Origin of the sequence: Streptococcus ovuberis (genome assembly GCF_012396585.1) — a bacterium.
Classification (GTDB): domain Bacteria; phylum Bacillota; class Bacilli; order Lactobacillales; family Streptococcaceae; genus Streptococcus; species Streptococcus ovuberis.
In genome coordinates, this window is sequence record NZ_JAAXPR010000023.1 from 13,087 (window position 1) to 34,871 (window position 21,785).

Below are 21,785 nucleotides of genomic sequence, written 5' to 3' on the forward strand. Positions count from 1 at the left end.
AATTCTAATACTACTTAAAGAAAGTCTAACAGAGTTCCTTTCCTTCGAGAGTCCCCTGCTGCTTAGGACAAATGGATGTTATTTATATTGTTTATAGTATTGTGTACTTTTTTGGATTTATTGAAGTTATACGTATATGTCAAGGGAACGATGTTGTTCAATGTATAAATCGGAAGTATTCTACTCTAAATATTCTTAGGAGTTATGGGTAAAGTTGACAAAGCAATCTAATTCAATAGTGTTATTTGGTTAGACGGAGCTGTTAGGTGATAGTGTGCTTGATTCTTTTTTCGTTCAGGGAATCATTCCAAAATTATTTTTACGCACTTAATACTGATTATGTTTTTTTAGAAAGATAGCAAATGAAACTTATTCTTGATTTAGGTAATTTATGGGATATGCTATCAGCTTTGGGGACAATTGGAGCGGTTGTTCTGTCATTATGGCTGGCGAGACGAACTGGGAAGCCAAACCTTTATATTTACTATTGTATGGATGATGACTCAGAGACTGATAAAACAACTCATATTTTTGAAATTCTAAATATTGGACAGGTTCCCACAACACTTCTTTATGAAGGCTTATCTTTATACAAACGGATTATTTTTAGTAAACAGGTTGAGTTTGATGGCGTATTGGAATGGACTTACAATGAAAAGAATCTGCCGACACATTATTCCAGCACCTTGCGACCTGGCGAAAGCGTCTACCTAAAAGTTGAAGATAATATAATGAAGAAAGCTATTCAACAGTTAGTCGGCAGGCGGCAACAAGGGAAAGTCTATTTTTATATTGTTGACCATCTTAATAAGTCGCATTTTGTAGCTGTATCAATTCAAGATATTTTAGAGGAAAATATTTCGGGAGGTCAGTGATGGCTAAATGGCCTAAAATAAGCACAACGATTAACGAGATTGCAGATTATTGGACTAATAAAGTTTGCGAGAGTGAACTGAGCGTTGATTGGTCGGAAGCAAGAGAGAGGTGTTGGCGATGTGCCCGTAAAACCAAGCTAGAACGTTGCCATATTATTCCTCATTCTAGAGGGGGTACAGATAGGCCTTCAAATTTTGTCTTGTTGTGCAAAAGATGCCATCTTGAAAATCCAAATGTTGTGGATCCAGAGATTATGTGGGATTGGTTGAAGGCCTATAAGGTCTCCTTATATGATACGTTTTGGATTGTACAAGGCTTGGAAGAATATCAAAAAATTTATGGTGATTCATTTTTAGATCAGTGTGTAGCAAATGGTGTGATAGATCGTAAGAAAATAGAGGGGCTAGTGGCCTTGAAAATGAGGGGTAGTAGTCATCATTTTGGTGAGCCTCATTTTAACAAAGCGACTGTTGCAGGTATTCTTAGAATGATTTACAAGGAAATCATCAAAAATCCCTCAGACTAATTATGACGGTCTGAAGAGTTTAATGTGATTTTTAGATTATATAGAATTGCGTGTCTCACCAGTGGTAGAAGAAGTGAAGTCAGTTTGCTGTCTTGTCAATAATTGTTATTCCGTTCCACAGTATCATTCTAAAATCACTTCCCCACCTTTTCGTCTATTAGTATAGAAGTAAGCTCTCAGCACACGTGGAGTGTGTTGCTCTGCTCGTAAAAGCCTAGAAACCCTAGAACGAAAGCATCTTAAAAAGCCTTGGAGACAAGGCTTTTTGATGTTTGGTGGGGAAGCACAAAGTGATCCAAAATCTTTAGAAGCTGTACGAGGAGACCTTTTTGAAAACTCTATTCCAGGAGGTGGTGACGGTATGGGGTATGCCTACGGCCAATGTACTTGAGGCGTCGCAGCTCGTATTAACCAACTGGGTCTAAAGCTCAAAGGTAAAAATGGTGAGAAGATTTCAATTATCAGTACCATGTACCATGGGCAATGGCCAAGATTGGGTGCGTACAGCCGCAAGTCTTGGTGGGGAGACAGGAACAAGTCCACAAGTAGGATCTATTCTTTCCTTTGCGGGAGGAGGACATGGTACACCAGCAGAATACGGTCATGTGGCTTTTGTGGAGAAAGTCTACCCAGACGGTTCATTTCTTATCTCAGAAACCAACTACAATGGTAATCCCAACTACACCTTCCGAAAATTATCTGGAGTGGATAGTAGTTTGAGTTTTACTTATACGACGAAATAAGAAAAGGATATGCTAACAATAATTGGATTTGTTAGCATATTATTTTCGTTTATCGTTGATTATTTTATAACAATGTGCTAACATTGTTATAAAGTGTTAGCATATTGTTTTGGAGGTGGTGATATGGATTTGTTAGAGAAACCCGTTTATAATTATATTAAAAATAATCATGGAGTAATAACTTTTCGTGATATGGAAGAGCTTAACTTTTCTTATCAACAACTGAATCAATTAGTCTCAAAAGGGAAAGTGGAATCAATTGAAAGAGGGATTTATCATCTGCCAGATACCTATATCGATGACTATTTTAGTTTACAGTACCGTTTTCCAAAAGGAATTTATTCCTTAGAAACAGCACTTTGGTTACATGGTCTGTCCCTTACCATTCCATTTGAGCCTGTGATGACTTTTCCTTTTGGGACAAATACGAGGCCAATGAAAGAAGCTGGTGTCAAGCCAATTGTTGCTAGAAAGTATCATGAAATCGGTATGATTAAACTGGAGCGACAGGCTGGACAGTTTATCTCAGTATATGATATGGAACGAACATTAGTGGAGTGTTTGCGAACAGCTTATCATGTTGATGTTCAAGTCGTTGCTCCAGCGTTTCAAGCTTACTTTAAAAAAGGAGCTGTGAATTATGCCAAGTTGTACCACTATGCACAACTATTTAAAGTCACTGAAAAGCTACAATCTTATGTGGAGGTCTTGTCGTGAAATTTTCAAATGCTAATAGCTTCAAAGCGAAGATTAAGAATATCGCAAGAGAAAAAGGGATACCTGCTCAACAAGTTCAGCAGAACTATTTGATTGAAAAAATCTTAAAACTCATCTCTGAGAGTCGGTATAAAGATTCTTTCATTGTGAAAGGTGGATTCCTTATCGGACAGATGATTGGTTTAGATAAACGAACAACTATGGATTTAGATGTTACTTTGAAAGGTCAACCTCTTAGCGAGGAAAATATTCAAACAATCTTCAAAGAAATTGTAAGTCAACCTTCTGAAGGTTTTCAATTTGAAGTTGATATGTTAGAGCCAATTCGACAAGATGATGAATATGGGGGCTTTACCCTCAAACTCAAGGCGACATTCGATACTCTACGTGAAGTTGTCTTTATTGATATAACAACAGGTGATCGGATAACGCCACGAGAAATTACTTATCAATTGCAGTCTGTTTTTTCAGAGAATAAACTAGAAGTTTGGACTTATAATTTAGAAACTGTTCTTGCTGAAAAATTAGAAACGATTATTCGCCGAGGAGCTGCTTCAACTAGACCTCGTGACCGCTATGACCTCTACACATTGTATCACCTTCGAAAAGATGAGATTGATATCCCAATATTGAAAACTGCTCTAAACAATACTGCTAAAAAAAGAGGAAGCTTAGATGTTTTGATAAATTGGGAAAGTCAATTAGAGGTAATCCGTAGCTCTGACTATCAGAATCAACTTTGGTCTCGCTATCAAAAATCATTTAGGTATGCCAGTGAAATTAGTTTTGAGGAGTCGGTAGAAGTGGTGGCAATTATTTTAAAACACTTAGGGATTTAGTAATGCATGTTTGGCCAGGAGAAGCCAAATTCGTAGAAGAAGATATTCTTTATGGCCGGACAAATGAAACAAATAATTTGATGTTATAGAGTGGCTAAAAAATAGTATAATACAAAAGTTTAGTATTACTGATTTTGTAGGCCTTGGGTTCATTGCTTTATAATAATTTTGTAACGATATATATCGATATAAAACCGTCTATTCGACAAATAAGTAAACTTATTGATGAAAAACAAAGTTAGTGGTAGTATAACTATATCGAATTGGGGCGTGCTAGTCACGTCTGGGAGGGTCTGATGCGTCAGGTCCCCCTTTTTTTATAAGCAATTTTCAGAGGTTATCGGTAGTGCTACGATAGCTTTTTTCTTTATCCTTCTTTGATGTGATACCAAAATCAAGTCGTCTTTTTTATGATGAGGAGAGAGTGACAGATTGTTACTACTTATCAAAAGAAAAGAAGGACTTTTTTATGACCAAACAATGTCATCATCACTTTTTAGTCAATCAGGAAAAAGCAGAAAAGCATGTCTTCCGTAAAAGTAAGAAGTACCGTACGCTCTGTTCGGTAGCACTTGGAACTATGGTGACAGCGGTTGTTGCTTGGGGTGGCCAAGTAGCACAAGCTGACGAAGTGGCAGCACCTTCGCAAGATAAAACCGTTCAGTTAACGGAAAATCCTGCGACCAACTTACCAGAAGCTCAGCCAACTCCAGTTGCTGAACAGACGGATAGCCTTGCCTCAACCGGTCAATCACATGGGGCTATCACGGTTACGGTTCCTCATGATGTTGTGACACAGGCTGTCAATCAAGCAACTGCTGAAGGAGTTACTACTGTTCAAGACCAACCTATGGACTTGGGAAATACAACTTCTGCGAGTGAGACCAGTAAGCAATTGGATAAGGCGGAAGCGGATGCTGCTAAGCAGGCTGAAGCCATCACTCAGGTGACCAATACCTATAAAGCAGATAAAGCCACCTATGAACAAGATAAAACTCGTGTTGAACAAGGGAATGCTGCGTTGGCTGCTAGTCATAAAGACGCCACTCAAGCAGGAAAGGCCTTGAACCATTCAGTGGATAGCACAGTTTCAAAAATCAAAGGCCAAGATCAGTCGGCTAATGTGACGGTTACTACTCAAACCGTAACATCAGGAGATGGTTCAACGGTTTCAGGCTATCAGGATTATACCTCTGCGGTAGCTGCTATTGATAAGCAAAATAAGGACAATCTATCTGAATACGAATCAAAGAAAAAAGATGCAGATGCCATTGTCGCAAAGAACTTAGTGACTCAAAAGGAAAATGAAGCGGGTCTTGCTAAAGCAAAGGCTGATAATGAAGCAATTGATAAACGCAATCAAGCCGGACAAAAAGCAGTGGATGATGAAAACAAGGCAGGTCAAGCTGCTGTTGATACCTTTAATAAAGACCAACAGAAATTAGTCACAGACCGTGAAGCTGAGATTGCTGCTATCACGAAACGTAATAAGGAAAAAGAAGAAGCTGCCAAGACAGAAAATGCTACCATTGACGCCTATAACACCAAGGAAATGGAGCGTTATAAACGTGATTTAGCTGAAATTTCAAAAGGTGAGGAAGGCTATATCTCTCAAGCTCTTGCTCAGGCTTTAAACTTGAACAATGGAGAACCTCAAGCCCGTCATTCCGCTGATACCAGAAATCCTAATCGTATCATTGCAAAAGGTGACGCTATGCTTGGTGGGTATTCTAAGATCCTTGATTCGACAGGATTCTTTGTCTATGACACCTTTAAAACAGGAGAAACCCTTTCCTTTACCTATCAAAATCTTCAAAATGCTCGCTTTGATGGTAAGAAAATCACAAAAGTAGCCTATGACATTACAAACCTTGTTTCTCCAGCTGAAACTAATGCCGTGCAGTTAGTCGTACCAAATGACCCAACAGAAGGCTTTATCGCCTACCGTAATGATGGGACAGGCAATTGGCGAACAGACAAGATGGAGTTTCGTGTCAAGGCCAAGTATTTCTTAGAAGATGGCTCTCAAGTGAGCTTCACCAAGGAAAAACCAGGTGTCTTTACTCATTCCTCACTCAACCACAATGACATCGGTTTAGAGTATGTAAAAGACACATCAGGTAAGTTCGTTCCTATCAATGGCTCAACCATTCAAGTGACTAACGAAGGTTTGGCTCGTTCACTCGGGTCAAACCGTGCCAGTGATTTAAAGCTTCCTGAAGAATGGGATACGTCATATAGTAAGTATGCCTATAAGGGAGCAATTGTCTCAACGGTTACATCAGGCAACACTTATACAGTGACCTTTGGTCAAGGGGATATGCCCCAAAATGTTGGTCTCTCTTATTGGTTTGCCTTAAATACCCTACCAGTTGCACGGACGGTCAAACCTTATAGTCCAAAACCACATGTGACACCAAAGTTAGAGCCAATTCCAGAACCGATTAAGGTTGTGCCAAAAACCTTTACCCCAAAGACTTTTACCCCAGAGCCACCTGTGAGCTTTAAGGAAAAACCATTAGAGAAAGTCACTCAGCCTAGCCTAACACTTACCAAGGTCACCTTGCCTAAAGACCCTACGCCAGAACCGTTACCAAAAGCACCACAAGTGCCAACGGTTCATTATCACGACTATCGTCTGACAACGACTCCTGAAATTGTTAAGGAAGTTACCAATACCGACCAAGTGAACCTTCATGACAAAACGGTCGCAAAAGATTCAACGGTCATTTACCCTTTAACCGTAGACGCTTTTTCTCCAAATCGAGCCAAAACCACAAGCCTCACCTTTGAAGATTACCTTCCAGCAGGCTATGCCTTTGACAAAGAAAAAACGCAGGCAGAAAATGGAAATTACACCCTCAGCTTTGATGCTGTTAAGAACTTTGTTACCTTGACCGCAAAGGAAGCCTTGCTTCAAGAGGTCAACCAAGCCCTCACCAAGTCTTATCAGCTGGTGGCTCCGAAACTTTACGGTAGCCTTCAAAACGATGGGGCAACCTATTCCAACAGTTATCAGCTCCTAATCAATAAGGGAACCCCAAATGCCTATACAGTGACTTCCAATGTCGTGACAGTGCGTACGCCTGGTGATGGAACGACCACTAGTCGTATTGAGCCGCAGAAGAAAAATGAAAATGAAGATGGTGTGGTCATTAACGATACGGTAGTGGCTTTAGTAACAACTAATCATTACCGTTTGACCTGGGATTTTGATCAATATAAAGGCGATAGGTCTTCTAAAGAGACAATTGCTCGTGGTTTCTTCTTTGTAGATGACTACCCAGAAGAAGTGTTGGACTTAGTAGACAAGGGAACAGGTATCACCACTCCTGATGGCAAAGCCGTATCAGGGATTACTGTTAAGGCTTATGCGTCGCTGTCGGAAGCTCCTAAAGACCTTCAAGATAAACTCGCTCATGCTAAGATTTCTCCTAAAGGGGCTTTCCAAGTCTTTATGCCGAATGACAATCAAGCCTTTTATGACCAGTATGTTAAAACAGGAACTTCTTTAAACCTTCTCACCAAAATGACGGTCAAAGATGACCTCTATGGGGAAACGGCAACCTATCGAAACAAGGCTTACCAAGTGGATTTTGGCAATGGCTATGAAACCGATGAGGTGACGAATACCCTTGTTAACCCAACACCTAAAAAACAAAACCTAAATAAGGATAAGGTGGATATCAATGGCAAACCTATGGTAGTCGGTTCACAAAACCACTATACCTTGTCATGGGACTTGGACCAATACCGTGGCATTAAAGCCGATAAGGCTCAATTCGCACGGGGTTTCTACTTTGTGGATGACTATCCCGAAGAAGCTCTATTACCAGATGAAGCAAGTATTCAACTTGTGACATCTGATGGTAAAGCAGTGTCAGGTGTGACGGTAAAAACCTACACGAGTTTATCAGAAGCTCCTAAAAACCTACAAGCAGCCCTTGAGAAACGAAAGATTGTGCCTAAAGGAGCCTTCCAAGTCTTTATGGCAGAAGCTCCGCAAGCCTTTTATGATTCTTATGTAACGAAAGGTCAAAATATCACCATCATCACCCCTATGACTGTCCGTGAGGAGATGGCAAATACAGGCAAGTCTTATGACAATGTAGCTTATCAAGTAGACTTTGGACAAGCCTATGAAACCAATACGGTAACGAATCACGTGCCAAAAGTAACACCACATAAAACTAATACCAATAAAGAGGGGGTTTCTATTGATGGCAAGACCGTTCTTCCAAATACCATTAATTACTACAAAATTGTTCTGGATTACAGTCAGTACAAGGACTTGGTTGTGACAGATGATGTCCTTGCCAAAGGTTTTTACATGGTGGATGATTACCCTGAAGAAGCGCTTAGCCTCAATGCAGATGGTATCCAAGTGATGGATAAGGTAGGAAATCTTGTCAAAGGGATTTCGGTGAAAGCCTATGCCTCATTGTCAGAAGCGCTTAAAGTGGTTCAAGACGCTATGGCCAAACGTCAGTTCACACCAAAAGGAGCCATTCAAGTTTTAAGCGCTGATGATCCAAAAGCATTCTATGAGGCTTATGTTAAAACTGGTCAAACCTTAGTGGTGACCCTTCCAATGACTATTAAGAATGAGCTGACAAAAACTGGTGGGAAGTATGAAAACACCGCTTATCAGATTGACTTTGGTTTGGCTTATGTGACAGAGACAGTGGTCAATAATGTGCCAAAACTAGACCCACAAAAAGATGTGGTGATTGATTTATCACAAAAGGAGAAAAGCCTTGATGGAAAAGAAGTTGCCTTGAATCAGGTCTTTAACTACCGTTTGGTGGGAGCACTCATTCCAGGTAATCGTGCGACACCACTCATCGAGTATCGCTTTGACGATGATTACGATGAAAGCCATGACGACTATAATGGTGTTTACAAGGCTTATACCTTAGTAGATGTGACTCTAAAAGATGGAACGGTTTTACCAAAAGGGACAGAAGTGACGAAGTACACGCTACAACAGGTCGACACGTCAAAAGGAACGGTTACCATCAGTTTTGATCAGGAATTCCTTGAAAAACTAGCAGAAGAATCCGAGTTTCAGGCTGATGTTTACTTGCAGATGAAACGGAGTGCTTCAGGTGAAGTAGAAAATACGGTACTACATACCGTGAATGGCTACACCATCAGTTCAAACACGGTTAAAACAACTACTCCTGAACCAGAGCAACCAACCCCACCCCAACCACCTATTCCAACACAAGAACCACCAGTTCCAGCAAGTGTCTTACCAAATACAGGAGAGAGTCAATCCCTCTTGGCGCTTGTCGGTGGAGGACTTCTTTTAGGTCTAGCTTACGGACTTTCTAAACTCAAAATGGAGGACAACTAAATGGAACCCAAAAACATTTACACAATGGATTCAGACCAAGATGGCTTAATGGATGTTCAGGAGTTAGCTCTAGGGACCAACCCTTTTAGCAGTGATACGGATAGTGATGGACTGACAGACCTTGAAGAAGTCCAACAAGATTTGAATCCGATTCAACAAGGTAAGGAGAGAAGCTATGGCTTGGAATTATGACACAATTTCAAAAACTCTCTCTGAGATGGCACGAGAAAACTATGAAGACATGGTTAAAGCCTTTTTAGCCATGGAATTGAGTATCAAAAACAAGTCACTCCTTGATACGCTCTATCAAGACTTTAGGGGCATTGATGACTTATCTTTAGTCAGTGATGACCTGCGCCTAAGAGCAGACGGATATCAGGAACAGCTTCAAGAAGAACTGACAGACTTGTTAGATAAACTCTACCGAACAGGGGAGGGAACTAGTTTCATCATGGAAGTGATTGCGTCCAACAATATTTCTAAGTCCCTTGCACAATATGAGGTTTTGAATGAGGAGGATTATTCGTCTCTAACCTTAGCAACCTTGCAGGGTATTATCCAAAAGGAGTTGTCTTTAACGAGTCAAGATTATTTTGGAGATGTGACCTATCTCGCATTGCAGAAAGATTTGTTAGACCAGAAAAGCCATTTCTTACAACAGTATGTGACAACTTTGATGGAAAAGTTGCCACAAGAAAAAGACCAAAGAGCCTTGGTCCTAGACTAAAGCAGTGGGCTGAGAATACCTCTCAGCTCCTTTTTAATTGGAGGAACATATGACTCAAGAACAATTACTTGAGATGTTGCGGGCAAGATTGCCACGTGACCAGATTCTTTTGGAATCCTTTTTACGCTATCAAGCAGTCCATTTTGATGAGGATTGGGATAGCCTTATCCAAAATTTTACAACCCAAAGAGGAGTAGTCACCTCACCTGTTCAAGTGGTTCGCTTTGAAACAGAGGTTTCTGCTTTTGTCAAGGCAAGCCTCTTTGATGGAGTGACTGACCTAAGCAGCTACACGCAGACCTTTGGTCAAGCTGGCTTAAAGAAGTTACCTCAGTTAAACAATGGTGAGAAAGCCTTGGTGATTGAGGTAGCCCTCTTTAACTTAGCCACTCGCTTTCAGCTCTTAGACCAAGAAGGCGCCTATCAGTCCATTTCGGTAGCTTCTCTTTTGGATAAAAGCAAAGCTGCTAATTTGGTTAATGTCTACCGAGTGGCCAATAATTTGTCTGACCGTATTAGCCGTGATATTGAACAATTTCTTCTCACTTATGAACCTGAACTAATAATCACCCAGGAAACGGTAGAGGAAAGAGAGGGTGCAGCTGAAGAAAAAGTAGTTCCAGAACCTCCTCAAGACATCACCTTTCGTGAAGAAGGACTTGTCATAATCGCAAGTCTTGATGAGGACGAGTTATCACAACTAGATTTGCGAACAGGGCAAACCAAACATTTACCAGCTTATGAACATCTAAACTTGTCCCAAAAATTTGAGATATTAAGTCACTTTGACCAAGTGCGAAATAGCCGTCCAAAACTACCAAACTTGAGACGTGGGGAGTTTGACCATGAAATGGAAATGACGCCAATCTATGCGGGCAATGAACTATTAAGCTATTTAGAAGCAGATGGGACAGCCTATGACTTACAACGTCCTCTAACACCTCAAGAAGAAGTCATCTTAGTTGAAATGGGTCAAACCATTTTGGCTGAAAATACCGAAAAATTGACCAGTTTAGGGATAGATTTATCTGACGTTGATGAGCAACAACGTGGGATACTGATAGATGCTGCAGGGCGTTTTCATTTGAATAATGCCGACCTAGCCTTATTAGGGGGCTATCCTAAGGCAACCGTTACTCAATTAGCCCTTGCGACAGAATTGCTTCAGATGGGATTAATGCATGACAAGACAGAATTTTTCTTGACCAGTCAGCTAGACTTAGAAGAAGCAAGACCCATTGCCTACGCCTTCTTGCATGAAGACCTTACTCTTGAAGAAGCTAGAACCTTTGAAAGGGACAAACTGTCCCAACCTGACCTATCCTTTAGGGAATGGCGAGAACACATCTCACAAACAAAACCTGAAATCATGACTCAATCACTCCCTCAAAATCCTATCGTAGAGGAAGCCCTTAAACGCTATCCGATTGCTTCGATTGTGACTTATAAGGGGCAAGAGTTTCAGGTAATGGCCATTGAGGAGTCAGGCGTTAATAACCTGATTCGGATTGAATTACAAAATGATTTCACAGATATGATTGAACAAAATCCAGTTCTTTTCTTACGGACACTAGAAGACATCACTCAAGCTCTTCATGTTCCTTCTGTCGAAGAAAAAGAGGAAGTGGAAGAACCTAGCCAAGAATTAGACCTCTTTTCTTTTATGGATATGGAAGAATCTCAAGAGCCGGTTTCTCAAGTGACAACATCTCTATCATCAAATAAGAGAGAGGCTAAACAAGAAGAAGCATTATCAGAAGATGAGTTGGAACCAGAAGTCACTGAGACGCCCCCGACCACTGATTTTCACTTCCCAGAAGATCTAACAGACTTTTACCCTAAGACAACAAGGGATAAGGTTGAAACCAACGTGGCTGCTGTTCGTCTTGTAAAAGCTCTTGAATCTGAACACCGTCAAGCCACACCAAGTGAACAAGAACTCCTTGCCAAATACGTGGGCTGGGGAGGCTTAGCTAACGAGTTCTTTGACGAGTATAACCCAAAGTTTTCTAAGGAACGTGAGGCATTAAAAACGCTAGTCACCGATAAAGAGTATTCAGATATGAAACAATCTTCTCTGACTGCCTATTACACGGATCCCACTCTTATTCGTCAGATGTGGGAGAAATTGGAACATGATGGCTTTACAGGTGGTAAAATTCTTGACCCGTCTATGGGAACGGGGAATTTCTTTGCGGCAATGCCTAAATACCTGAGAGAAAATAGTGAGTTGTATGGTGTAGAGCTAGACACGATTACAGGGGCAATTGCTAAACACCTTCATCCGAATAGCCACATTGAAGTAAAGGGCTTTGAGACTATTGCCTTTAATGACAATAGCTTTGATTTGGTTCTCTCAAATGTGCCTTTTGCTAATATCAGGATTGCGGATAGTCGCTATGACAAACCCTATATGATTCATGATTATTTTGTTAAAAAATCCCTTGATTTGGTGCATGATGGTGGGCAAGTGGCTATCATTTCCTCCACAGGAACCATGGACAAACGGACAGAAAACATTCTCCAGGACATTCGTGAGACGGCTGATTTTCTTGGTGGTGTGCGTTTACCAGATACAGCCTTTAAGGCCATTGCAGGAACGAGTGTCACAACAGATATGTTGTTCTTCCAGAAACATATGGATAAGGGATATGTGGCAGATGATTTAGCTTTTTCAGGTTCTATTCACTATGACAAGGATGACCGTATTTGGCTGAATCCTTACTTTGACGGGGACCACAACAGTCAGGTTCTTGGGAGCTATGAGGTTAGAAACTTTAACGGAGGGACACTTTCTGTGAGAGGAACTTCTGATAATTTGCTAGCAGATGTTCAGATGGCTCTTAAACAGGTTAAAGCCCCTAGAGTGGTGGATAACTCTGACATCTTCATCACTCCTGATGTGATGAGAAGACAGGTCATTGATACCTCGATTCCATCTGAAATCAGAGAAAGCTTAGATCGTTATAGTTTTGGCTATAAAGATTCTACGGTTTACTACCGAGATAATAAGGGAATCCGTGTTGGGACTAAGACCGAGGAGATTAGCTATTATGTGGATGATGAGGGGACCTTTAAGGCATGGGACACTAAGCATTCGCAAAAGCAAATTGACCGTTTTAATGCTTTAGAAGTGACTGGTAGCACCGCTCTTGATGTGTATGTGACCGAAGAAGCCACCAAACGTGGGCAGTTTAAGGGCTATTTCAAAAAGACGATTTTCTATGAAGCTCCCTTGTCATAGAAAGAAGTGGCACGAATTAAAGGGATGGTTGATATTCGGAACGCCTACCAAGAGGTGATTGCCATTCAGCGCTACTATGATTACGACAGAGATGAGTTTAACCACTTGTTAGGACATCTCAATCGCACCTATGAAACTTTTGTGAAACGCTTTGGTTATGTCAATAGTACTGTGAATCGTAACCTTTTTGATAGTGATGATAAGTATTCGCTCCTTGCAAGTTTAGAAGATGAAAGTCTTGACTCAAGTGGGAAGACAGTTATTTATACCAAGTCTCTGGCTTTTGAGAAAGCCCTAGTTCGTCCTGAAAAGGAAGTAACGGCAGTTTCTTCTGCTCTTGACGCTCTCAATTCTACTCTAGCAGATGGTCGTGGGGTAGATTTGGATTACATGATGTCTATTTATCAAACAGACTCTAAAACGACTTTGATTGAGGAATTAGGAGACGCTATTATTCCAGACCCAGAACGCTATCTAAACGATAGGGAAGTGGTCTATGTGTCTCGGCAGGACTTCTTATCAGGAGATGTGGTGACTAAGTTAGAGGTTGTGGACTTACTCATTAAAGCAGACAACTCTGATTTTCCTTGGGTCTATTATCAAGGTCTCTTAGAAGACGTGAAACCACCACGAGTAACTTTAGCTGATATTGATTATCGGATTGGCTCACGTTGGATTCCTCTAGCCGTTTATGGGAAATTTGCCCAAGAAACCTTTATGGGACAAACATTTGACCTGACTGACCAAGAAGTATCAACTGTTCTTGAAGTCAGTCCAATTGATGGCACAATGTCCTACCAATCCAAGTTTGCCTTTAGGTATTCTACCGCAACGGATAGAAGTCTAGGTGTGCCTGGGTCACGCTATGATAGTGGTCGTAAAATCTTTGAAAACCTCCTTAATTCCAATCAACCAACGATCACGAAACAAGTGGAAGATGGGGATAAGAAAAAGCATGTGACTGACGTTGAGAAAACAACGGTTCTTCGTGCTAAGGAAACACAACTTCAAGAACTCTTTCAAGATTTTGTGGCTAGTTACCCAGACGTGCAACAGATGATTGAAGAGACCTATAATAGCCTCTATAACCGTACGGTTTCAAAAGTTTATGATGGTAGTCATTTAACCATTGATGGCCTTGCTCAGAATATTTCCTTACGCCCTCACCAGAAGAATGCCATTCAACGGATTGTGGAAGAAAAACGAGCACTTCTAGCTCATGAAGTCGGTTCAGGTAAAACCTTAACCATGCTTGGAGCAGGTTTCAAACTGAAAGAACTGGGAATGGTTCATAAACCTCTTTATGTGGTGCCATCAAGTCTGACCGCTCAGTTTGGCCAAGAAATCATGAAGTTCTTCCCAACCAAGAATGTCTACGTGACGACCAAGAAAGATTTTGCGAAAGCCAAACGTAAACAGTTTGTGTCACGGATCATCACAGGGGACTACGATGCCATTGTCATTGGGGATTCCCAGTTTGAGAAAATTCCCATGAGTCATGAAAAGCAAGTGACCTATATTCAAGATAAGTTACAACAACTTCGTGACATCAAGCAAGGCAGTGATAGTGATTATACCGTTAAAGAAGCAGAGCGTTCAATCAAAGGTTTGGAACACCAATTAGAAGAACTCCAAAAACTGGAACGTGATACCTTTATTGAATTTGAAAATCTTGGGATTGACTTTCTCTTTGTGGACGAGGCTCACCATTTTAAGAATATCAGACCCATTACAGGACTTGGTAATGTCGCAGGAATTACCAACACGACTTCTAAGAAGAACGTAGATATGGAGATGAAAGTGAGACAGGTTCAAGGAGAACATGACTATCGTAATGTGGTCTTTGCGACAGGAACACCAGTCTCTAACTCTATTAGTGAACTCTATACCATGATGAGTTATATCCAACCAGATGTCTTAGAACGATACCAGGTATCAAATTTTGATTCATGGGTAGGGGCTTTTGGGAATATCGAAAATTCTATGGAACTAGCACCGACAGGAGACAAGTACCAACCTAAGAAACGCTTTAAGAAGTTTGTGAACCTGCCTGAACTCATGCGGATTTATAAGGAAACAGCTGATATTCAGACCTCAGATATGCTTGATTTACCTGTACCTGAAGCTAAAGTTATTGCGGTAGAGAGTGAACTCACAGAAACTCAGAAATATTATCTTGAAGAGTTGGTTGACCGTTCAGACGCTATCAAGTCAGGCAGCGTTGACCCTAGCGTCGATAACATGTTAAAAATCACTGGGGAAGCTAGAAAACTAGCTATTGACATGCGTCTCATTGACCCAGCCTATACCTTATCGGACAATCAGAAGATTCTTCAAGTGGTGGATAACGTGGAACGGATTTACCGTGAGGGTGAGCTTGATAAGGCTACACAGATGATTTTCTCTGATATTGGAACGCCTAAAAGTAAAGAAGAAGGATTTGACGTTTACAATGAATTGAAAGACCTCTTAGTGGATAGAGGGATTCCCAAAGAAGCAATTGCCTTTGTCCATGACGCTAATACGGATGATAAGAAAAACTCTCTGTCACGCAAGGTCAATAGTGGGGAAGTCAGGATTCTCATGGCTTCAACGGAAAAAGGTGGAACAGGTCTAAACGTCCAGTCACGTATGAAAGCAGTCCACCATTTAGATGTTCCCTGGAGGCCCTCTGATATCGTCCAGCGCAATGGTAGGTTAATTCGTCAAGGCAATATGCACCAAGAGGTAGATATTTACCATTATATTACGAAAGGGAGCTTTGACAACTACCTCTGGCAAACTCAGGAGAACAAGCTCAAGTACATTACTCAAATCATGACCTCTAAAGACCCAGTACGGTCGGCAGAAGATATTGATGAGCAGACCATGACTGCTTCAGACTTTAAGGCTTTAGCAACTGGTAATCCTTATCTCAAACTGAAAATGGAGCTAGAGAATGAGTTGACGGTATTGGACAATCAAAAGCGTGCCTTTAATCGCTCCAAAGATGAGTATCGCCATACCATTTCTTACTGTGAGCAGAACCTCCCTGTATTAGAGAAACGCCTTAGTCAATATGACCGAGATATTGCCCAATCTTTGGCAACTAAGTCACAAGATTTTGCCATGCGATTTGATAATCAGATGATGGATAACCGTGCAGAGGCTGGAGACTATCTACGAAAACTCATTACCTATAACCGTTCTGAAACCAAAGAAGTAAGAACGCTCGCGACCTTTAGAGGGTTTGAGCTTAAAATGGCAACCATAAGTCCTAGTGAGCCCTTGCCAGGTATGGTGTCTTTAACCATTTCAGGTAGCAACCAGTATTCTGTCTCTTTAGACTTGAAATCAGACGTGGGAACGATTCAACGCATTACCAATGCCATTGACCATATCTTAGAAGACCAAGAAAAGACAGAAGAAATGGCTAACAATTTGAAAGATAAGCTATCAGTCGCAAGGGTTGAAGTGGAAAAGGTCTTTCCTAAAGAAGAGGATTATCAGCTGGTTAAAGCTAAGTATGACCTTCTTGCCCCGTTGGTTGAACAAGAAGCAGAGGTTGAGGAAATTGATGCAGCCCTAGCTAAGTTCAATGAAACGATCCAACCACAACAGGACCAACAACTTTCGCTTGATTTTTAAGAAAAAGGCTGACAAAAAATAATGAACGCGGTAAAATGACATTAAGAAATCATCAAAGGAGAATTGATTATGACCCAGACAGTAGAAGATATACGTTACCAATTAGAAGAATGGTTAGCACAAGGTTTTACAAGCTCCGAAGATAGAGCTAACTATCAAGCCTTAAAGGAACAATATGAAGATGAAACCCTTGATTACAGCTTTTCAAAGCGAGAAATCATTGGTCAATTAGAGGTAATTATCACGACTCGTGAGAATGACTTTCCAGACTTAGATGAAGTGACTAAAGGAGAGTATCTAGACCTGGTTGGCCAACTGGATGATCTAGACAAGGGGAAGGCAGACTATTATCGTAAGCAATTAGCGTAGAAAGTGGTGTAGATATGATTGAACAAATTATTCAAAGTCTTTTGATTATCGCAGCAATAGGACTAATTTTGCTTGTCCTGTTTCAAATTGCGAAGATGCTTGGAAGCTTATTCACCATTGGATTAATTGGATTTTTAGCTTTCACAGAAGTCTATGGGATTTACCTCTTTTTTACAGAACGATACCTCTATGTGGAAGATTTAGCCACCAATGGTATTTTGAGTTTTACGGCTTTCTTTATTGGGTTTAATGTGCTACTTATATTCGGACTTGTAGTCAAAGTGATCAGAAGTCGGATGGCATAAAAAATAAGAAAAAGGTTTAGAATTAACGTTTTATTTGACGTATTCTAAACCTTTTTTGTGAAACATCTATTAGTTAAAGTGAGAAATATATGATCATGTTAGTAATTGAAATACAATTAAAGTTTTAAGAACTGTATTCATGCTTTTTTAGATGTATTTTTGCTAAAGTAATAATCCCACTCTTTCATTGTATCAGAGTTAAAAATAATATTAACTGTTTCTAGAATCGTTTCATGTATTTTTATTGCTTTCTCTTTGTCCCCCCATAAATAATCAAACATTGCTTGAAGTTCATGTAGATATAGCTTTTCAAAAGAAAAATAGGTTGGGTATTTTTTACAAAATAATAGTGTCAAAAGTTTTTGGCTAGCATCTCGTTCTTTTCGTTCTAGAAAAACAGAGAGGCAGTTTAGAACAGTATCAATTTTTATACGATCGAGATTATTTTTTAAAGATTGAGGAGTATCTTCGAGAATAGTGTTAGTGAAGACTATAAGTGCATTAGTTGTGAAATAAGGTACTAGATTACCGAGTAGACCAATATCAAGATTTGTCCAATATTCTAATGAAAAAAAGTAGTCAGTAAGTTGAAAAATAGTATTGTGATTAACCGTTACTTGTTCGAGCTCGCAAATTAAAACTTCTAGAACGAGAGACATTATTTGATAAATGTATTGACCTTTTTGATATGATAACTCAGAAAGATATAACTTTAGTTCAGAGAGCACCTGGATATCTTTGTTATTTATTGCTTCTTCTAACTGTTCAATTAGCGAGTAAAAATCTTTATCTTGAAAATCTTTCCATTCAAAGAATTCATTAATTTCAACTAGCATAAATCCTAGAAGTTGAAATAGCACATCATTTGAAAGGGTTGTATGTCCATTTTCAAAATCAGAAATACTAGTAGCGGATCCAGCCACTTCTCCAAGTGCTTTTAAGGATAGTTTTCTTTGTTTACGAATGGCCTTGAATTTTTCTCGATTCATCATATTCGGATTTCCGAAATTTCTCCTTCTTACTTTTTTTACATTATATAATATCGGTATCAAAAAGGGAAGGAGAAAAAACATGATTATCAATGAAATTGTAGAACATGATTTTAATCAAGATTATGAAATCTTTAAAAATCTTGGATGTGGTTCAGGTTGCTAGATGATTTCCGATAAAACCTATGTTCACTTTTCTGTAAACACTATTAATCAAATAAAAAAAATTAAAAATTATTTGTTAGGTTGATAGTTTACTTGAACATATGTGGTAACTGCCCACAGTGTTCCATATGACCTATATTTCAAGAGCAGAGAGTATACTTTCTGCTCTTGAAATATTATTTTTAAAGGAGGAACTTGATGAATTATTCACGTTATGTTGTATCAATCCCAAAGGATGAACATACCTTTTTGTTTAATACAAAGAATAATTTGGCTATTAAAATTGAGAATCGTCTATTTAAAAAAATTGAAAATGATAGTAAAACTAGGCAACAATTTTATGATTTTCTTTCCGCAAAACAATTTTTACCCGAAAAAAATGAGTTGGAAGAGGCAGTCCAAATGTTCAGGGAGAGAGATGCTTCAACTTTGAGAATTATTATACTTGCCCATGGAGACTGTAATTTTAGGTGTAAGTACTGCTATGAAAAATTTGTAGACTGCACAATAGAATCACAAAAATCGAATATTTTGAAATTTGTAAAAAATAAATTCGAAGAGTATCGGTTTGAAGATATTCATGTCTCTTGGTTTGGTGGAGAACCTCTTTTAGGTTACCGAGAAATATTAGATATATCCAAAGAATTGATTAAATTATCATCGGAATTTGGAATTCATTATCATTCTGATATGACAACAAATGGTTACTTATTAAATAGTAGAACTTTGTCAAGGTTGGTAACAGAGTGCCGAATTCATTCATATCAGATTACAGTTGATGGAACAAAAAAAGGGCATGATAATCAACGAATTTTAAAAAATGGACATGGTTCGTATGAACGAATACTAAAAAATCTTAGAAATGCCCAAAAATTAGATTTAAACTTCCATATTCTTATTCGATTAAATGTCTCCAAAGAAAATTATTTGGACGTAGAGAATTTCTTAGTAACAGATGCTCAATTATTTAAGAATGATAAAAGATTTCAATTACTTTTCAGAAATGTAGGTGATTGGGGCTGCGGAGATAGAAAAGAAGGATATGAAGTTAAAAGGTTTGCAGAAGACGTTTCGTTTGAACTATCACAAAAAGCGATTAAACAAGGATATAATTTGTTTGACGACTTATTATTTAGAAGTAATTATTATTCCTGTTATGCTCAGAAAGAACATACTTATACCATTGATACCAAAGGGAATCTATTAAAATGCACGGTAGCATTATATGATGAAGAAAACAAAATTGGAGAATTAGAGAGTTTTGCTGTCAATGAGAAAAAACAAAAACTTTGGGTGAACAACTATGAATTTTCACAGAAATGTTTGGAATGCCAATTGTTATTGATTTGCAAGGGGGGAGCTTGTCCTAAACGTGATATTTTTAATGAACGTACCTTTAATGAGAAATGCCAACGTATGCAGCAAAATATACTACAAAATTTTGAACTTGCGATTTTGTCAAATAAAATAAACTATGAATTGAAGGTGGAGTGATATGAAAACAATACTCAAAAATATTTCTAAGGTCAAGCTATTTCTATACCTACTATTTGCTCTACTCTATTCCTTGCAAGGTTTATTGACATCTTTTCTTATTCAAATAGCAGGGCAGATTAATGCAAATGATACTCGAATAATTTTATCATTTGGATTTTTTGGAGTGCTACTGTTTGTCTTTATATACTTTTGCATGTATGTAAATAATATCTTAGCACGGTCAATGATTAAGGACATTAATGTAATCATCTCCCAAAAAGCACTCCAAAATTTTTATCAAAAAAAATTACATTACAGCTCCTCAGAGCTAAACTCATTTTTGGCACAAGATATTCCCATGTTTTGGCAAGAGTATCTTACCCCTTTAATTATTTATCCTATCTTTGGACTATCTATTCTTGCATCAGTATCCTACCTTTTAATGCAACATATTCAACTTGGTTTATTATTTACAGTTGGAGGATTTTTAATGATTATACCTCAGTTTGTATTTAATAAACTTTTACAGAGACGTGGTGAAGAGCTGAGTTCATCTAGAGAAAAAAGTATGGCATCTATTACAGATTTTACAAAAGGAATAGATACTATTCGGAGCAATCAAGCTGGCCAACAGTTTTCAGACCATGTTTTAGATGATATCGAGAACACTGAAAATAAGCAATATCATTATTTTACAAGTCATAATTTGGTCATGTTTTGGACCGGACCTCTTAAAGGTATTGGCTTAGTGATCCCTTTAATGATAGGTTTATTACTCACTAGAACGACGTCTTTAACACTGACAACCCTATTAGCTATGATGACAGCATCTATGAATCTCATTTCTCCTTTACAACAACTCCTAGAAGCCACATCAAGTCTACAATCAGCATCTGCTATTAAGGATAAGGTCGTTTCAATTTTACAGTTAAGCGATGAGTGCATTAATATTGAGAGTGGCACAGTAAAAATAGGAAAGTTACGAATTTACCTAGATCAATTAAGTAAATCATTTGGAGAAAAAAATCTCTTTCAGAAATTATCGCTAAGTATTCCCTTTGGGAGAAAAGTTTTGGTTACAGGAGCGAGTGGTAGTGGTAAGACAACCTTGTTTAGAATATTAAGTGGAGAAGATATTGAATTTTCAGGAAATATATATATTGAAAACGAAAATGAGACATTTTTCAAGCCATCATATAATATTGTTTCAATTATTCATCAAAAACCTTATATTTTTAACGGTAGCTTGAGGGATAATTTGACTTTGTTCCAGCATTTTTCAGACAGAACTTTACAGGATGTATTACAAAAAGTAAATCTGTTTGAGGAAGTTGGTGGAAATCTTGAAATACATCTTGACGGACAAAATTTATCGGGTGGTCAAATGATGAAATTAGAACTGGCTAGATGCTTGCTAAGACTTAAGCCGATTTTACTCGTTGATGAGGTAACGGCTGCGTTGGACGAGACGAATGCGAAAGAGATACGGCATCTGATTCATTCCCAAGATTGTACAATAATCGAAATTTCTCATAAATTCAATAAAGACAATTATGATGAGGTTATTAATTTAGAAGAGTGCAGAGTTTGTAATTAAGAGTTGTGAAACTAAGGGGTTTTATAAATTTAGTTTTGCTATTGATTTAGGAATTGTTTTTATATATTAGGTTGGGTTAATGTCAAAGTTAACCTCTTTTTGTGATAACTTTTTCAAGTTCATCTTGTTATCATAGTGCTATCTTATGGAAAAAGGAGATAGTACTAGTGATGTTAAACAAAATGAAGGCTCGGCTATTGATTGGTTTGGGTGGTTTAGCTGTGAC

The 21,785-nt window shown here is 38.8% G+C and carries 12 protein-coding genes and 2 pseudogenes; 13 read left to right on the forward strand and 1 reads right to left on the reverse strand.

The features are described 5' to 3' along the window. Window positions 1-362 precede the first annotated feature (362 nt). The 11 genes and pseudogenes from HF992_RS09875 (at window position 363) to HF992_RS09925 (ending at window position 17,332) form a co-directional block, all read left to right on the forward strand. Entirely contained in the window at window positions 363-875 is a 513-nt protein-coding gene (locus HF992_RS09875) for a hypothetical protein (RefSeq protein WP_105135157.1), read from the forward strand. After that, window positions 875-1,402 carry an HNH endonuclease gene (locus HF992_RS09880; RefSeq protein WP_168549866.1) on the forward strand — a complete coding sequence of 176 codons (528 nt, stop codon included), beginning with the start codon at window positions 875-877 and terminating at the stop codon, window positions 1,400-1,402. Before HF992_RS09875 ends, HF992_RS09880 begins: the two co-directional genes overlap by 1 nt. A gap of 223 nt (window positions 1,403-1,625) precedes the next feature. Further along, window positions 1,626-2,145, forward strand: a pseudogene (locus HF992_RS09885) (CHAP domain-containing protein); the annotation flags it as partial. A 123-nt stretch (window positions 2,146-2,268) separates the two neighbouring features. After that, the gene (locus HF992_RS09890; protein ID WP_168549867.1) at window positions 2,269-2,862 is read left to right on the forward strand and encodes a type IV toxin-antitoxin system AbiEi family antitoxin domain-containing protein; all 594 of its coding nucleotides are present in this window, start codon (window positions 2,269-2,271) and stop codon (window positions 2,860-2,862) included. Beyond that, window positions 2,859-3,701 carry a nucleotidyl transferase AbiEii/AbiGii toxin family protein gene (locus HF992_RS09895; protein ID WP_168549868.1) on the forward strand — a complete coding sequence of 281 codons (843 nt, stop codon included), beginning with the start codon at window positions 2,859-2,861 and terminating at the stop codon, window positions 3,699-3,701. The genes HF992_RS09890 and HF992_RS09895 overlap by 4 nt, the downstream gene beginning before the upstream one ends. Before the next feature lie 469 nt (window positions 3,702-4,170). Next, window positions 4,171-9,060 (forward strand): SspB-related isopeptide-forming adhesin, encoded by a 4,890-nt coding sequence (locus HF992_RS09900; protein ID WP_168549869.1) that lies wholly within the window; start codon window positions 4,171-4,173, stop codon window positions 9,058-9,060. After that, window positions 9,061-9,252, forward strand: coding sequence for a calcium-binding protein (locus HF992_RS09905; protein WP_168549870.1), 192 nt, complete (start codon window positions 9,061-9,063; stop codon window positions 9,250-9,252). Further along, window positions 9,236-9,787, forward strand: a complete 552-nt coding sequence (locus HF992_RS09910) for a hypothetical protein (RefSeq protein ID WP_168549871.1) — start codon at window positions 9,236-9,238, stop codon at window positions 9,785-9,787. Before HF992_RS09905 ends, HF992_RS09910 begins: the two co-directional genes overlap by 17 nt. Window positions 9,788-9,836: 49 nt before the next feature. Further along, window positions 9,837-16,658: pseudogene (locus HF992_RS09915) on the forward strand (DEAD/DEAH box helicase family protein). 69 nt (window positions 16,659-16,727) lie between these two features. Further along, window positions 16,728-17,027 carry a DUF5962 family protein gene (locus HF992_RS09920; RefSeq protein WP_168549872.1) on the forward strand — a complete coding sequence of 100 codons (300 nt, stop codon included), beginning with the start codon at window positions 16,728-16,730 and terminating at the stop codon, window positions 17,025-17,027. Window positions 17,028-17,041: 14 nt separating this feature from the next. Next, window positions 17,042-17,332 (forward strand): DUF5966 family protein, encoded by a 291-nt coding sequence (locus HF992_RS09925; RefSeq protein ID WP_168549873.1) that lies wholly within the window; start codon window positions 17,042-17,044, stop codon window positions 17,330-17,332. A gap of 137 nt (window positions 17,333-17,469) precedes the next feature. Here the strand turns inward: HF992_RS09925 and HF992_RS09930 are convergent, their stop codons facing one another. Continuing rightward, window positions 17,470-18,324 carry a helix-turn-helix domain-containing protein gene (locus HF992_RS09930; RefSeq protein WP_168549874.1) on the reverse strand — a complete coding sequence of 285 codons (855 nt, stop codon included), beginning with the start codon at window positions 18,322-18,324 and terminating at the stop codon, window positions 17,470-17,472. Window positions 18,325-18,684: 360 nt separating this feature from the next. Between HF992_RS09930 and HF992_RS09935 the strand changes: the two genes are divergently transcribed. Next, the gene (locus tag HF992_RS09935) at window positions 18,685-19,980 is read left to right on the forward strand and encodes a radical SAM/SPASM domain-containing protein (protein WP_168549875.1); all 1,296 of its coding nucleotides are present in this window, start codon (window positions 18,685-18,687) and stop codon (window positions 19,978-19,980) included. Between the two features lies 1 nt (window position 19,981). Continuing rightward, window positions 19,982-21,559, forward strand: coding sequence for an ATP-binding cassette domain-containing protein (locus HF992_RS09940; protein WP_044680531.1), 1,578 nt, complete (start codon window positions 19,982-19,984; stop codon window positions 21,557-21,559). The last annotated feature ends 226 nt before the right edge of the window (window positions 21,560-21,785 follow it).

Coding starts and splice junctions, on each gene's coding strand:
- HF992_RS09940 (WP_044680531.1), top strand. CDS start 19,982: ATGAAAACAATACTCAAAAATATTTCTAAGGTCAAGCTATTTCTATAC.
- HF992_RS09890 (WP_168549867.1), top strand. CDS start 2,269: ATGGATTTGTTAGAGAAACCCGTTTATAATTATATTAAAAATAATCAT.
- HF992_RS09935 (WP_168549875.1), top strand. CDS start 18,685: ATGAATTATTCACGTTATGTTGTATCAATCCCAAAGGATGAACATACC.
- HF992_RS09900 (WP_168549869.1), top strand. CDS start 4,171: ATGACCAAACAATGTCATCATCACTTTTTAGTCAATCAGGAAAAAGCA.
- HF992_RS09880 (WP_168549866.1), top strand. CDS start 875: ATGGCTAAATGGCCTAAAATAAGCACAACGATTAACGAGATTGCAGAT.
- HF992_RS09930 (WP_168549874.1), bottom strand. CDS start 18,324: ATGATGAATCGAGAAAAATTCAAGGCCATTCGTAAACAAAGAAAACTA.
- HF992_RS09875 (WP_105135157.1), top strand. CDS start 363: ATGAAACTTATTCTTGATTTAGGTAATTTATGGGATATGCTATCAGCT.
- HF992_RS09920 (WP_168549872.1), top strand. CDS start 16,728: ATGACCCAGACAGTAGAAGATATACGTTACCAATTAGAAGAATGGTTA.
- HF992_RS09925 (WP_168549873.1), top strand. CDS start 17,042: ATGATTGAACAAATTATTCAAAGTCTTTTGATTATCGCAGCAATAGGA.
- HF992_RS09910 (WP_168549871.1), top strand. CDS start 9,236: ATGGCTTGGAATTATGACACAATTTCAAAAACTCTCTCTGAGATGGCA.
- HF992_RS09905 (WP_168549870.1), top strand. CDS start 9,061: ATGGAACCCAAAAACATTTACACAATGGATTCAGACCAAGATGGCTTA.